The sequence below is a fragment of the Pontimonas sp. genome, assembly GCF_031581085.1.
Taxonomy (GTDB): domain Bacteria; phylum Actinomycetota; class Actinomycetes; order Actinomycetales; family Microbacteriaceae; genus Pontimonas.
In genome coordinates, this window is record NZ_JAVLBO010000002.1 from 94,608 (window position 1) to 108,630 (window position 14,023).

The 14,023-nt window shown below is 61.4% G+C and carries 16 protein-coding genes; 8 read left to right on the top strand and 8 right to left on the bottom strand.

The annotated features are described in order from the left end of the window. Positions 1 to 25 precede the first annotated feature (25 nt). Together RI518_RS01570 and RI518_RS01575 are read left to right on the top strand one after the other, a co-directional pair. Positions 26 to 1,552 (top strand): potassium transporter TrkG, encoded by a 1,527-nt coding sequence (locus RI518_RS01570; protein WP_310671704.1) that lies wholly within the window; start codon positions 26 to 28, stop codon positions 1,550 to 1,552. Continuing rightward, positions 1,545 to 2,216: a TrkA family potassium uptake protein gene (locus tag RI518_RS01575; protein ID WP_310671703.1), complete on the top strand. Its 672-nt coding sequence runs from the start codon at positions 1,545 to 1,547 to the stop codon at positions 2,214 to 2,216. Before RI518_RS01570 ends, RI518_RS01575 begins: the two co-directional genes overlap by 8 nt. Positions 2,217 to 2,267: 51 nt before the next feature. On the opposite strand, the gene proC is transcribed toward RI518_RS01575, so the two are convergent. After that, on the bottom strand, positions 2,268 to 3,095 hold the full coding sequence (gene proC, locus RI518_RS01580; RefSeq protein ID WP_310689181.1) for a pyrroline-5-carboxylate reductase: 828 nt from the start codon (positions 3,093 to 3,095) through the stop codon (positions 2,268 to 2,270). Between the two features lie 50 nt (positions 3,096 to 3,145). Between proC and RI518_RS01585 the strand changes: the two genes are divergently transcribed. Next, entirely contained in the window at positions 3,146 to 3,472 is a 327-nt protein-coding gene (locus RI518_RS01585; protein ID WP_310671700.1) for a hypothetical protein, read from the top strand. A gap of 35 nt (positions 3,473 to 3,507) precedes the next feature. Then, positions 3,508 to 3,906 (top strand): hypothetical protein, encoded by a 399-nt coding sequence (locus RI518_RS01590; protein ID WP_310671699.1) that lies wholly within the window; start codon positions 3,508 to 3,510, stop codon positions 3,904 to 3,906. A 45-nt stretch (positions 3,907 to 3,951) separates the two neighbouring features. Here the strand turns inward: RI518_RS01590 and tadA are convergent, their stop codons facing one another. Further along, positions 3,952 to 4,404, bottom strand: coding sequence for a tRNA adenosine(34) deaminase TadA (tadA, locus tag RI518_RS01595; RefSeq protein ID WP_310689197.1), 453 nt, complete (start codon positions 4,402 to 4,404; stop codon positions 3,952 to 3,954). Between the two features lie 112 nt (positions 4,405 to 4,516). Here tadA and upp point away from each other — a divergent pair, with 112 nt between their 5' ends. From upp to RI518_RS01610, 3 genes are all read left to right on the top strand, one after another. Continuing rightward, positions 4,517 to 5,152, top strand: coding sequence for a uracil phosphoribosyltransferase (upp, locus tag RI518_RS01600; protein ID WP_310671698.1), 636 nt, complete (start codon positions 4,517 to 4,519; stop codon positions 5,150 to 5,152). After that, positions 5,136 to 5,753, top strand: coding sequence for a winged helix-turn-helix domain-containing protein (locus RI518_RS01605; protein WP_310689182.1), 618 nt, complete (start codon positions 5,136 to 5,138; stop codon positions 5,751 to 5,753). Before upp ends, RI518_RS01605 begins: the two co-directional genes overlap by 17 nt. 233 nt (positions 5,754 to 5,986) lie before the next feature. Further along, positions 5,987 to 7,354, top strand: coding sequence for a deoxyribodipyrimidine photo-lyase (locus tag RI518_RS01610; protein ID WP_310671695.1), 1,368 nt, complete (start codon positions 5,987 to 5,989; stop codon positions 7,352 to 7,354). Here RI518_RS01610 and RI518_RS01615 read toward each other — a convergent pair. Continuing rightward, a complete protein-coding gene (locus tag RI518_RS01615) occupies positions 7,311 to 8,219 on the bottom strand; it encodes a PfkB family carbohydrate kinase (RefSeq protein WP_310689183.1) in 909 nt (302 codons plus the stop codon). The two genes, RI518_RS01610 and RI518_RS01615, sit on opposite strands and share 44 nt — an antisense overlap. Beyond that, positions 8,212 to 9,135, bottom strand: coding sequence for a pseudouridine-5'-phosphate glycosidase (locus RI518_RS01620; RefSeq protein WP_310689184.1), 924 nt, complete (start codon positions 9,133 to 9,135; stop codon positions 8,212 to 8,214). The genes RI518_RS01615 and RI518_RS01620 overlap by 8 nt, the downstream gene beginning before the upstream one ends. A 64-nt stretch (positions 9,136 to 9,199) precedes the next feature. Here RI518_RS01620 and RI518_RS01625 point away from each other — a divergent pair, with 64 nt between their 5' ends. Further along, on the top strand, positions 9,200 to 9,790 hold the full coding sequence (locus RI518_RS01625) for a DUF4395 domain-containing protein (protein ID WP_310671692.1): 591 nt from the start codon (positions 9,200 to 9,202) through the stop codon (positions 9,788 to 9,790). 34 nt (positions 9,791 to 9,824) lie between these two features. Here the strand turns inward: RI518_RS01625 and RI518_RS01630 are convergent, their stop codons facing one another. The 4 genes from RI518_RS01630 to pstC all read right to left on the bottom strand — a co-directional run bounded on the left by RI518_RS01630 (position 9,825) and on the right by pstC (position 13,981). After that, positions 9,825 to 11,132: an aminotransferase class V-fold PLP-dependent enzyme gene (locus RI518_RS01630; protein ID WP_310689185.1), complete on the bottom strand. Its 1,308-nt coding sequence runs from the start codon at positions 11,130 to 11,132 to the stop codon at positions 9,825 to 9,827. Between the two features lie 127 nt (positions 11,133 to 11,259). Next, entirely contained in the window at positions 11,260 to 12,075 is an 816-nt protein-coding gene (gene pstB, locus RI518_RS01635; protein WP_397428128.1) for a phosphate ABC transporter ATP-binding protein PstB, read from the bottom strand. A gap of 8 nt (positions 12,076 to 12,083) precedes the next feature. Further along, the gene (gene pstA, locus RI518_RS01640) at positions 12,084 to 13,025 is read right to left on the bottom strand and encodes a phosphate ABC transporter permease PstA (RefSeq protein ID WP_310689186.1); all 942 of its coding nucleotides are present in this window, start codon (positions 13,023 to 13,025) and stop codon (positions 12,084 to 12,086) included. Continuing rightward, on the bottom strand, positions 13,025 to 13,981 hold the full coding sequence (pstC, locus tag RI518_RS01645; protein WP_310671689.1) for a phosphate ABC transporter permease subunit PstC: 957 nt from the start codon (positions 13,979 to 13,981) through the stop codon (positions 13,025 to 13,027). Before pstC ends, pstA begins: the two co-directional genes overlap by 1 nt. Positions 13,982 to 14,023 lie beyond the last annotated feature (42 nt).

Sequence of the window (14,023 nt, forward strand, 5' to 3'; positions counted from 1 at the left end):
CCCCAAAGAAAGTGGGCAAACCCGCATGGCCCGACGGCGAGGTCTCTTCTCGCGCCAGAAGTCAGCCAGCTCGACGCTGCGCTCGGCCTCCGCCCTGCCCTACGGTTTTCACCCCCGCACGGGTCTGCTGGGGGTGTTTGATCGTGTCCGCTCGGCGCTTGGCAACTCGGCCGCGACGCTGACCATCGCGGTGTTTCTGCTGTTGAGCCTGATCACCACCAGTCTGTTGATGTTGCCGGCCGCCTCGGCCAGCGGCGAGGCGACTCCGATGGCGGACGCCTTTTTCACCGCCGTGTCCGGTATCGCCGTGACCGGTCTGACAACGGTGAACATGGCGACCCACTGGTCGCCCTTTGGTCACACGGTCGTCTTTTCTGCCCTCCAAATCGGTGGCATCGGGGTGATGACCGTCGCGACCCTGCTGGCCATCCTCGCCTCGAAGCGGCTGGGTCTTGGCGCCCGCAAAGTCATGGCCAGCGATGTCGATCCTTCGCGTCTGCACGAGCGTCAAGAAATGAACGCGCACGGGATGAAACTGGGCGATGTGAAGGGGCTGATCGGCACTGTCGTAATTAGCGTGTTCGCCATCGAAGCCGTTCTCGCCGCGATCATCATCCCGCGCTTGTGGCAGTCGGGGCTTGAGCCGGTCACCGCGCTGTGGCAGGGCGGCTACCTGGCCGCGTCGGCGTTTACCAACACCGGGTTTGTGCCCCTCGTGGAAGGCCTCGGCGCCTACCAAAACGATCCGGTGATCGTGCTCACCGTGGGCGTAGGGGTGTTCCTGGGAAGCCTCGGCTTCCCCGTTATTTTCGCCCTCTCCCGGGCCCTCTGGATTGCAAGAAAGCGCCAGAAGCGCTCCACTCTTGCCCACGCGCGCATCGGACTCCACGCGAAGCTCACGCTGGTGACGACGACCATCTTGTTGGTGGTGGGCGCGTTGGCCATCGGTCTCTTGGAGTGGGGTAACGACAAAACCCTGGGGGGCCAAGACCTCTGGGTGCGGCCAATGACCGCAGTGTTCACGTCGATGATGGCCCGCTCTGGCGGGTTCAACACCGTGCCCACCGAAGAGATGAGTGGCGCCACCCACCTCGTGCTGGACATGTTGATGTTCGTCGGGGGTGGCTCGGCGTCGACCGCGGGTGGCATCAAAGTCACCACCCTGGCGATTTTATTCATCGCCGCTTACGCCGAAGCCCGAGGCGACCAGGACCTCAGCGTGTATGAGCGCCGCATTCCCTCCGACACGGTCCGCTTGGCCGTGAGCGTGACGCTGTGGGGGTCGAGTATCGTCGCACTCTCCACCATCGCCATCTTGCAGATCACCAACGAACCCCTCGACAAGGTGCTCTTCGACGTGATTTCGGCCTTTGCCACCTGCGGCTTGAGCGCTGGGCTGAGCTCGAACGAGCTCGCCGAAGAGGCCAAATATGTCTTGGCCATCACCATGCTGCTGGGCCGAGTTGGTACAGTAACCCTCGCAACAGCCCTCTCCGGAACTCACCGCCAGACGGTGTACCGGCGTGCGGCGGAAAGGCCAATCGTTGGTTGAGAAAATTGCGCACGACGCCCCGGTGCTCGTTATCGGCTTGGGTCGCTTCGGTGCGGCCACTGCCGGCGAGCTCGACAAACTCGGCCGCGACGTCTTGGCGGTCGACGCCGACCCCCTGCTGGTTCAAAAATGGGCTGACCGAGTTCGCCACACCGCGGTCTTAGACGCGAGGGACATGAATGCGCTGCAACAGATTGGCGCGTCGGACTTTTCGGTGGCGGTAGTGGCCGTCGGCTCCTCCATCGAGGCGAGCGTGCTGATTACGACCAACCTGGTCGATTTGAAGGTTCCCCAGATTTGGGCCAAAGCCATTTCCGAAGCGCACGGGAAAATCCTCACCCGCATTGGCGCCCACCGCGTGATTTACCCCGAGCGTGAAGCGGGCGAGCGCGTCGCCCACTTAGTCTCCGGGCGGATGATTGACTTCATCCGCTTCGACGACGACTTCGCTCTGGTCAAGATGTATCCGCCCAAACCCATTCGTGGCAAAACTCTCACCGAGTCGGGTGTGCGCACCAAATACAACATCACCGTGGTGGGTGTGAAGTCACCGGGAAAGCCGTTTACCTACGCCACGGAAAAAACGACCGTTACCAACCACGACCTGATTATTGTCTCCGGGGCGAACGAAGATATTGAACGCTTCGCCGCGCTCGAGAGCTAACCAATCGCGCAGGTCACAGCCCGATTGAGGGCGGCGGCTCTTTCGCGACGGCTATTTCGCGGTGGCCATTTCCTCTGCCCGAGCAACGGCCCGGGCGATCGCCTCCGCCCAGATTGACCCCATGTCGTGGGCATCGAGTACCGAAATGGCCTGCTGGGTCGTCCCCCCGGGGCTTGTCACCGCGTGGCGCAGTTGCTCCGCTGAGTGCTCTGATTGATCCAGCAACTGAGCCGCTCCCAGCAGGGTTCCGGTCACCATGGTCTGGGCCTGCTCGTCGCTGAAACCTCGCTCCCGAGCGACATCAATGAGCTTTTCGGCGATGTAGAACAGGTAGGCGGGGCCGGAACCAGACAGAGCGCTGAGGTCGTTAATACGGTCCTCGTCGACGACCACCACCTCGCCGACGAGCGAGAACAGCGCGTCAACCAGTTCGATGTTGTGCTCGCTTGCACGGGAGCCTCCCGCAATGCCGGTGACACCCTGTCGAATTTGGGAGGGGGTGTTTGGCATCGCGCGCACGACCGGCTGTGTCACGACCGCTTCGATTGACGCGGTGGTGATCCCCGCCGCGACACTGACGACGACGGCTCCGGGCTTCAGCGCAGAGGCCACCTCGGCCGCCACATCGACAATGGCATAGGGCTTCACACCGAGTAGGACGATATCGGCGTCTTCCACCGCCCAGCGATTGGCGCCGGCGTCTTCTTCCACGCTTTTGGCCTCGACGCCACGCTCGACGAGGAGGGACGCTGAGGAGCCACTCTGAGTAGTCGCGCGAAGCGCCTCGAGGGACACATCGGGTTGGAGGAGCCCTTCCAGAATTGCTCCCACCATTTTTCCGGTTCCCACAAGAGCAATACGAGGCAGGGTAGCGTTCATTACGCCAGTGTATGTTGGAGTCACCGACACGGTCGAGGGAGTGAGCGTCAATGTCCGAGTCGAACACGTCTTCCACAGAGTCAGAGCGTCGCCAGGTGGTGGCCAACGCCCTGCTCGATAGTCCCGACATCGAATCGGTCTTGCGCCTCACCGTCGTGAAGGACAAGGCAGAAAAGACCTTGGTCGTGGCGGCCGGGGTCGCCATGGTCGAGACGCTTCCCAACCACGTCATCTCCCACGCCTTGCGCGACGCGAAGCGTCGCGTGAAAGAGGCACTCGGTGAAGAGTGTGACGTGTTTTTGGAGCCCGACCTTGTGCGCGACCCCGACTGGAGTGAACCCGAGACGGACGTCATCGTCATTCGGGCATCAGACTGACCAGACACCCTGTTGACGAGAACGGACGCACTGCTATGGAACTGGCCCGAAACCTCACGCTGATTGCCCACTTCATTGGGCTGGCCATGATTATTGGCCCCTTTTTGCTCCACCTGCGCTCTCGCAGCGGCTACCCCTTTAACTGGGTACTCGCCGGCACCATCGTCCAGCTGGTCACCGGTTTAGTCCTGACGGGTCTGGCCGAAATGCGTCTGGCGGATGATCCGGATGTCGCTGTGGACCACATCAAGATTGCGGTCAAAACCGGTGTCGCGCTGGTCGCCCTCACCGCGGCGTTGATCGGCTTCCTCCGACAGCGCGGGGGCCTCGCCGGTAATGAACGCAAGCTGATGCCGTTTTTCCACACCGCCGGTGGGCTTGCTTTCATCGATGTATTCGTGGCGGTGCTGTGGCCCGGTGTGGTGATGGGCTAGGCCCGCAACACTCCACCGTCCGCTGCGTCGCACAGTGCGTCTGATTTAATCGCGCAGCGGCTCAAAGAAGTCACGGAGAAGAGCTGCCGATTGGTCGGCGAGGACCCCACCGATGACCTCGTCCACCCGGTGGGGCAAGGACCGGTCGCGCACCAAGTCGTGTGGCCCGCCCCCGGCCGCACCGGCTTTGTGGTCGGCTGCGCCGTAAACAACCCGACTGATACCCGACTGGGTGATTGCCCCGGCACACATGACACAGGGCTCGAGGGTAACGACAAGAGTGCAGCCATCGAGTCGAGGACTTCCGAGAGTCTGGGCAGCCCGCCTTAAAGCGACAATTTCGGCGTGCCCGGTCGGATCATGCTCCGCTTCGCGGGTGTTGTGGCCCTCGGCGATGACCTCTTTGTCGGAGCCCACGACGACTGCACCCACTGGCACGTCCCCTTGCTGCGTCGCCACCCGCGCGTTCTGCAGGGCGCGTTGCATCCACTGCTCCATCTGATCGCGACTGGGCCGCGAGTCGGGATGAACATTTTCCAGCGGGGAATAACCCATGTCATTAAGCGTAAGAGACCGCAGTGGCTTTTCCGCCCTGCGCTACCCTTGGCCCATGCGCCAACAGGTCTCCAGCCACCCTCTCGTTGCGGAAAAAATCACCCGCCTTCGAGACCAGCGCACTGACACTCCTGAGTTTCGGGCGTTGACGAGGGAGCTGGTGACGCTCCTGGCTTACGAGGCGACCTCAGACATCGAGGTCGCCAAGGTGCAGGTCGACACTCCGGTGGCCAGCGCGTCGGGGGTGGAAATGCCCTCCCCTGGGCCGCTCATTGTCCCGATTTTGCGGGCCGGGCTGGGCATGTTGGATGGGATGTTGGCGCTACTGCCCCGCGCCGAAGTGGGTTTTTTGGGAATGGTGCGCGACGAAGACACCCTGCGGGCCACCACCTACGCCGAGCGACTCCCCCAAGACCTATCTGGTCGCACCGCTCTGGTGCTCGATCCGATGTTGGCGACCGGCGGATCACTGGCTCAAGCCCACGAGTTTCTCTTCCAGCGGGGCGCCCGGTCCATCATCGCGATTTGTCTCTTAGCCGCCCCGGAGGGTGTGGCGGCACTCGAGGAGGCCAGCGGTGATCGGGATGTCACGATCGTGCTGGGCGCACTGGATGAGCGGCTAAACGACCAGGGCTACATTGTCCCCGGCTTGGGTGATGCGGGAGATCGTCTCTATGGACTCGCCGACTAGCGCAGACAACCAGGCTCGCGGGTTCGCGCTCTATGTGGGACTCGATGAGGACGCCGCCGCGGCGGCCGGAATGTCCCTCGCCGACCTCGTTCACGTCCTCAAAGACCGCGTCACCCAGAGTGCCCCGGGGGCAAAGACCCACGCGACGATTGCGCTGGCTCCCCGGGGGACCCCCGGGGATAACTTGGAATTGGTGCGCTTAGCGCTACACGACCCGGGGAAACTGCGCGCTCTGGCAGAGCAGCATCAACCACAAAACGAACCAGACGGCGTGGTCATCGACATTTCGCGCAAGAAAGTGGTGCTCGGCGGTGTTGTCGCCGCCCTCACCTTTCTCGAGTTTGAACTCCTGCAGTTTCTGGTGTTGCGCGAGGGACAATCCGTGGCGAGGCAGGCGATCATCAACCACCTGTGGGGTTTGGAATCCGGCGACGCCCCGAATGAGCGCACCATCGATGTCTACGTGCGCCGTCTTCGACAGAAGCTGGAGCCCTACCCGGACATTGTCCGCACCGTGCGGGGCCAGGGCTACCGATTCGATCGTCACGCCGACGTGACGATCGTCTTTGGTCAGGGCCCCTCACCAGACGTCGGTGTCTAAAGAATGGCGAAAAGAAAGTGGCCATTAGGTTAAATAACGATTTGGTCACTAGACAGCGTTACCGTTTCGTTATACATTGAAGTCATCGTCAGTTGTTTGCTGTGACAACTCTCGTGAATGTGATTGCAGAACACTCTTGGTGCAAGGGATACAGGGCCGGTCGCTCGCCTCGGCGACCGGCCCTTCTCTTTGTCTCCAGCGACCACACACGCCGACCCGCGTAATCTGGGGGTGTGCCATCGCCCACCATTGTCTGGTTCCGAGACGACCTGCGCATCAGCGATCACCCCGCCCTCCACTGGGCCATCGAGCGAGGCGAGCCGATTGTCGCCCTCTACCTTTTTGACCAACACTCGCCAGAAATCAGACCGCTGGGCTCCGCCAGCAAATGGTGGCTACACCGCTCACTACTCGCGCTGGACACCTCTCTTCGGGAGTTAGGAAGTGCGCTCACGCTCCGCTCCGGCCCCGCCAGGGAGACCATCGCGGCGCTGGTCAGTGAGGTCGGCGCCGGAGCGATCGCCTGGAATCGCCGCTACGGCGCGTCTCGAGCGATTGACCAGGACCTCAAGGCCCAGCTTCGAGCCCAGGGGGTGGACGCGCACAGCTTCCACGCGAACGTGCTGTTTGAACCCTGGACGATTACGACCAAAGACGATAAGCCCTTCCAGGTGTTCACCCCGTTTTGGCGCAGCTGCCTCTCCGGTGAGCCGCCTCGACAACCACTGTCCACCCCCACAGCGCTGCCCGCAGTAGAGAGCGTGGAATCCGAGCAGCTTGCCGAATGGGCGCTGGAGCCCGATTCACCCGAGTGGTCTGCCAGTCTCAGCGACCACTGGACGCCGGGAGAGGATGGCGCCAACGATCGACTGGGGGCGTTTCTCGAGACCGGGCTCGCGCTGTATCACCGCCGGGATGAACCCGGGATCGACGCGACGTCCATGTTGAGCCCGCACCTGCGCTTTGGTGAAATAAGCCCTCACCAGGTGTGGCACCAGACCCACCAGGTGACTCAGCCCGATGCCCGGGCGAACGTCGAGAAGTTCTTGAGCGAAATCGGCTGGCGAGAGTTCACCATCAACGTGGCCTACCAACACCCTCAGCTCCACACCCAGAACATCAAGCCCGCTTTCGACCAGTTCCCCTGGCGGTGGCCAGAAAACTCCGAACTGGAACCCTGGCATCGGGGGCTCACTGGAATACCCCTGGTCGATGCCGGGATGCGTCAGCTCTTGCGCACCGGGTACATGCACAACCGGGTGCGGATGGTCACCGCGTCGTTTCTGGTCAAAAACATGCTGGTGCACTGGCGGCTTGGCGAGCAGTGGTTTTGGGACAGGCTGGTCGACGCCGACGAGGCCAATAATCCGGGGAGTTGGCAGTGGGTTGCGGGCTGTGGCACCGACGCAGCCCCCTATTTCCGTGTGTTTAACCCGGTCGTCCAAGCAGACCGGTTTGACCCCGACGGGAGCTACCGAAGGAAGTGGCTGCCCGAATGGGGGACCGATGACTACCCAGATCCCATCCTTGACCTCAAAGAATCCCGGGGGAGAGCACTCAGCGCTTTTGACGCGACGAAGGCCTCGCCCCTAACTGGGTAACCGCAAGCGCTGATACACGAAGTCCCTCAGTCACGGCTTGCTCGAGTGAGCCCCCACTCAACAATTGGGAAACCACCCCTGCGCTAAACGAATCGCCAGCCCCGGTGGGATCCACAAGACCCTCAGGCCCGAGCGGATGGCCCGAAAAATGGCTAGCCGACTGACCCGGCCTGGCACACACTGCCCCTTCTTCTGCCAGTGTGACAATGCCGGTCACACCGTGGTGGGTGAACATCTCCACCGCCTCAATCGGATCTTTCGACCCGGTGAGGAAATGGGCTTCGTCTTCGTTGGCGCGCAACACCGTGGCGTGCCGGGCAATCTCCCACCACCACGCAGCCCCGTGATCTGCCAGGAAGCCCGACGAGGACGCATCCAACACCACGTCACCGCCACGCTGGACCACTCGGTCCATCAATTCCAACAGATCATCTAACGTTTCGCGGTGGAAAAAGCTGTACCCGGTGAGATGGAGCACTCGAGGGGCGTTGGTGTCGTCGAAGCCGATGTCGGACACGTCCAGGGTGAGGTTTGCCCCCCGGTCACTCAGCATGGTCCTGGAGGAACCCTGACCAATCACAATGATTGTTCCCGTGTGCCCTCCGGGTTCGACCTGAAGAGTGGCGTCTACCCCGAAGCGTTCAAATTCAACCCGGTGGCGCACCTCATCGTCCGCCCCGACCCGCCCGAGGAAATTCACCGACGCACCCAGATGCCCTAACCAGCATGCCGTGTTCGCGGCGGAGCCTCCCGGTCGGACCTGAATAGTGGCGAGGGTGTCGGTGTTTTGACGAATGGGTCCGTCGGCGACCACGTGGACGTCGTCAATGATGTCGCCGACCACTAAGGCCCACGCTTTAGTCACTGGATGAAGCCCGTTCGCTGACCGCTCGAGCGATACCCGCCGCGACCTCAATGTTGTGGGCAACGACGTCGAGGTTCACCCGAAGGCTGTCACCACCGGATTCGCGTTGAATGTAATCCAACAGGAACGGGGTGACCTCTTTGCCGCGAATACCCTCCTGATTGGCGGCGGCGAATGCTTGGTCAACCAGGCGGTCGTGCTCGTCCACGCTCCAGGCTTTGTCCTCCGGTATGGGGTTGGCCACCAACACTCCACTATCGAGACCGAGTTGCCGAAGGGAAGCCAAGACGGCTGCGACCTCTTCGGGGCTATCCACCCGGTGGTCTACCGGGAAATCACTGCGGGGCAGCCAAAAGCGGGGAAAGACATCTGTGGCGTAACCGAGGACGGGGACGCTCAGTGTTTCGAGCCGCTCCAGGGTGGCCTGGATATCCAAAACAGATTTCACACCCGCTGACACCACTGCGACTGGGGTGTGGGCGAGGGTGCCCAAGTCAGCCGATTCATCAAAGCTGGTGTTCGCCCCCTGGTGGACCCCGCCGAGTCCGCCGGTGGCAAACACTGAAATGCCTGCTGTGGCGGCGAGGAAAGCTGTCGCAGCCACCGTGGTGGCTCCGTGACCACCACGGGCCATCACGATGGGCAGGTCGCGAACGCTCAGCTTCTCCACGTCATCGGCGCTGGCAATGAGTTCGAGCTCACCATCCTCAAGACCAATCCGGGCTACACCGTCGATGACGGCGATTGTTGCCGGGGTCGCTCCGTATTCCCGCACGAGTGCCTCAAAACGCTTGGCGGCCTCAAAATTGTCGGGGTGTGGTAACCCATGGGAGATGATTGTCGATTCCAGTGCGACCACCGGAGATCCGGTGTGAAGGGCATCGGCGACGTCAGCTTTCACGCGGGTTGGGGGCATTGGTTAAGCCTAACGCTGGGGATAGGGGTCGAATTCATATACCCCCCCTGGTATAGTGGGGCGGGTGAGCACAGCGACTGCGACGAAAGACGATGCGCCAAGTTTTGGTGAAAAAGTCGAGGGCATCGACATCCCGGTCTTTAACGAACGTGCGGTCCGTGCGTCGGCCGGCCTGCTCTTTCTTGTGGGGTTTGCTGCCTGGATGGCCGCTTTCTACACCGGTGACTTTCAGCCCATGCGCACCTTTGGAGCGCTCTTTCTCATCGAAATGATGGTGCGCCTCACCCTCAGCCACCGCTTTGCCCCAGCCATGGCAATCGGCGCGTTGATGGTCCGTTGGCAACGACCCGAATGGGTGGGAGCCCCCCAGAAACGCTTCGCCTGGTGGCTGGGCTTTGGACTGGCGAGTGTGGGGTGTCTGGGATTTGGCTGGCTGGGCTTTCCCGCAATCTGGATGTTGGCGCTGTGTGGGCTGTGTCTGGTTCTGTTGTTTCTCGAAGCGGCCATGGGAATTTGCGTCGGTTGCGAACTCCAGCGCCTCTTCGCGAAAGAACCCCCGCAGTTATGTCCGGGAGATCGTTGCAGCTACACCCCGCCGGCTCGCGGTGAAAGCCACAGCGTCGAGGGCCCAACGTTTATCGACTCACCCCGATAACGCCTCGATAGCGCGGAGGGGTGCGGGTGGACTGTTAGGTCACCCTTGACGCTTCGGCGGTGGCGTCTCGGTAACGCCCTGACTCCACGAGCTCCCGCATCCGATCCATACCGTCCCACACTTCCTGATAGGTCGTCGCGAGCGGTGACATCGCCAGACGAATCATTGACGGCTCACGGTAGTCGGGAATGACGTTACCGAGTTGCCGCATGGCCAGGGCAATCTGCTTGGCCTCGGGGTGTGTCACGGCGATGTGTCCACCCCGATACTCTGCATTCCTGTGGGTCTGAAGCGCAAAACCTAGTGGAGCGAGCCAGGCGTCAAAAAGCTCCACCATCATCTGGGTTCCCCGCTGGGCCTTTTCTTCAATGGCGGCCATCCCCGCGCGCTCAATCATGTCCAGGCTGGACTGGACAGCCCGGATGCCCATGACGGGAGGGCTCGCGATTTGGAAGCGGCGAATACCGTCCACCGGATCAAAAAGTGGCCCCATCGCGAACTGGTCGGCCTGAGCAAACCACCCCTGGATGGGGACCTGAAGACGCTCCTGCCACTCTTTTCGCACAAACAGCCATCCCGGTGAACCGGGCCCAGCGTTTAAGTACTTATACGTACAGCCCACGGCGAGGTCGACCCCGTTGCCGTCGAAATCTAACACCACTGATCCGGCTGCGTGGGAGCAGTCCCAGACCACCGGGATTCCATATTTCCTCGCCATTTCGGTAATTTCTCGCACCGGCTGACGCGTCCCCGAGCGGTAGTTCACCGCCTGCAGGGTCAACACCGCAACATCTTCGCTCAGCAACGACTCCAGGGCGTTGGGGTCGAACCGCTCTATATCGGTATCCATCCGAACGGCTCCAGGCCCTCCAGACTGGTCGACGTCGAGAGTCACCAGCGTCAAGCCCCGCGCTTTGGCAATGCCTTGGAGGATGTAGCGGTCGGTGGGAAAGTTGGCCGAGTCGATGATGACGGTTCGTCTCGACGGTTGCGCATCAATCGCTGCCGTGAAGAGTTGGTAGAGGTTCACCGACGTGCTGTCGGTAACGAGCGACTGCCCGGGCCCGGTACCGAGGACCGCCCGAGCCAACTGATCGCCGGCTAGTTCCGGCTCATCGATCCAGTGACTCCAGCCATCGACCAACTCAGTGCCCCACCCATCAGTGAGAAAAGACTCCAGAGCGTCTTTCGTCGCAAGGGGCAGTCGACCCAGTGAGTTGCCATCGAGGTAACACTGATCCGGATCGGCCCGGAAAAACTGACCGGGATAGCGCCCCAGGGGATCCTCGCTGTCGCGCCACACCGCGTGGGCTCTCTGGGTGGTCGGGAGATTACCGCTCATTGCCCCAGGCTACCGCCGAGGGCAACAGGGGTTCTGCCATAAAGCCCGTGCGCTCCAGTGAAGTGGAGGCACCAGCGTGTCTGCCACAGCGTGTGGGCCGCCCCGTGGGGGCCGCCCCGCGGCGAGGTTATCCGAAACGACCCGTGACGTAGTCGCGGGTTTTGTCGTTGGTGGGGTTTTCGAAGATTTTGGACGTCTCGTCGTGTTCGACCAGCGTCCCGATGCGACTTCCTGCTTCGTCGTCGGAGACCACGGTAAAGAACGCGGTGCGGTCGGCGACCCGGGCCGCCTGCTGCATGTTGTGGGTCACGATGACGATGGTGTACTTCTCTTTCAGCTCGTTCATCAAGTCTTCGATTTTGAAGGTGGAGACCGGGTCCAACGCCGAGCACGGTTCGTCCATCAGGATCACATCGGGGTTGACGGCAATCGACCGGGCGATGACGAGGCGCTGCTGCTGACCACCGGACATGCCAAAGGCGTTGTCTTTAAGACGGTCTTTCACTTCATCCCAGAGGGCCGCCGAGCGCAGAGCGTTTTCGACGATTTCGTCCATGTCGCCCTTCATCCCGATCGTGCGGGGGCCAAAGGCGATGTTGTCGTAGATGGACTTGGGGAACGGGTTGGGCTTTTGAAACACCATTCCGATGATTTTGCGCACCTGAACAGGGTCCACGGTCGGGCCATAGATGTCCTCACCGTGGTAGAGCACATCCCCGGTAACACGCGCGCCGGGAATCAGGTCGTTCATGCGGTTGAGCGAGCGCAAAATCGTGGATTTGCCACAGCCCGAGGGCCCAATCAGTGCGGTGATTTCGTTCTTGTAGACGGGAAGGTTGACCGAGTCGACGGCCAAGTTGTTGCCGTAATACACCGACACATCTTTGAGCGAAAAGACTTCTTCCTTCATTGTCGTCGCTTCTCCCATATCTGCTGCAGCCATCGACACTGCTACCACGTCCTCTCGTATCGGGCACGAAGCCAGATGGCCACCGAGTTGATAGCCAACAAAATCACCAACATCAACAGCACGCCCGCGGCCGCAAGAATCTGAAACTCTTCTTGGGCGCGACCTGCATAGTTATAAATCAGCACCGGCAGCGCGGAAAAGCCGCCGTCGAAGAAGTTCGGGTAGAACGTCACGAAGGTCAACGCTCCCACCAACAGCAGCGGGGCCGCCTCACCGATCGCACGGGAAATCGCCAAGATGATGCCGGTGAGAATACCGGGGAACGCCGCGGGCAAGACCTGCTTGCGCACCGCCTGCCAACGGGTCACACCGAGAGCGAGCGAGCCCTCAAGAATCGATGACGGCACGGCACGAATCGCCTCTCGTGACGCCAAAATCACGGTGGGCAAGACCAGCAGAGCAATTGTCGCCGAACCCGCTGCCGCCACGAATCCCCAGCTAAAGGGTCCTCGCACAAAGAACGCGAGACCGAGGATGCCAAACACAATGGAGGGCACACCAGCGAGGTTTTGAATGTTCAGCTCAATGAGCCGGTTGTACCACTTCGTGCGATCAGCAAACTGCTCCAGGTAGATAGCGGCTCCCGCCCCGAGCGGAACAATCAGCGCGACCACGCCGGCGATAATTTGCAGCGTTCCCGCAATGGCGACGCTGTAACCCGCGGTGGCACGGTTCACGGTCGACGGGCCGTTCGTGAGCAGGTCGAGATCGATTCGTGTGCGCCCTTCCACGAACGCCCACGCGAGGATGGCGAAAATGGCGACAATGGCGACGGACAGAGCAGCGATCATCACGCCGACGAACAGGGCCCGGCCGACTTCCGCCCAAGCGTCTTTCGACTGGAATTGGCTGTTTACTGTGGATCGTGCACCCGCTACCGCAGCGGCTGAGCGCATCGACGACCGAGGAGTCGAAGAGGACATTAGTCGTATACCTCCCGGAATCGCTCGACGAACCGAATCGCAATCATGTTGAAAATCAGAGTGATGAGAAACAGCAGCGATCCGACAGCAAAAATGGTGTCGTAGACGATTGACCCCACCGCAATCTCACCGGTCGCCCGGCTCGCGATGTAGGCGGTCATCGTCTGGGTCGCTTCGAACGGGTTAAACGACAACGACGGCGAGCCCGCGCCAGCCACCAGCAACACAATCATGGTCTCGCCCACAGCCCTCGAGGCGCCAAGAACGAAGGCGGCAATAATTCCCGAAATAGCGGCCGGGACCACAACCCTCAGTGCCACACGCATTTTGCTGGCGCCGAGGGCGTAAGCGCCTTCCCGCAGCGCGCGCGGCACAGAGCGCATCGCGTCGTCAGCGACTGAGGCAATCAACGGAATGATAATGAGCCCCACCGCGAAGCCCGCGACGCCGGTGGAGAAAATTCCCGACCACGGCAGCCAGGGAGTGAGGTATTCCAAAAAGGGGCGCAACCAGAAGAAGGCGAACAAGCCTGTCGCAACGGTCGGGATTCCCTCCAGGACCTCGAGGACCGGTTTGATCGACTTCCGCACCCGATTGGGGGCGTACTCGGAGAGGTAAATCGCGGAGAGAAGCCCCAGCGGCACCGCGACGAGCATCGCGGTGATAACGACAATGAACGTCCCGACCACCACGGGCCAGACGCCAAACTTTGGATCGGTGTACCCGGGAGACCATTCCGTTTCGGAGAAGAACTCGACGATGGAAATCTCTTGGAAGAAACCGGGTAGCGGTTGAAACAGTGAAATAACGATGGCGGTCGTGACCCCCACCGATATCGCCGCGGTGAGAAACAGAAACCCAATGATGAGCTTCTCTCCGTAGCGGGGGGATTCGGCCTGGAGGGTGCGCCGCTGTGGCGCACCACTCCAGGCCGACTGCACTGTTGATGAAGACATGTCTAGACGAACCTAACCAATCTCTCCATCATCCCCAACAGT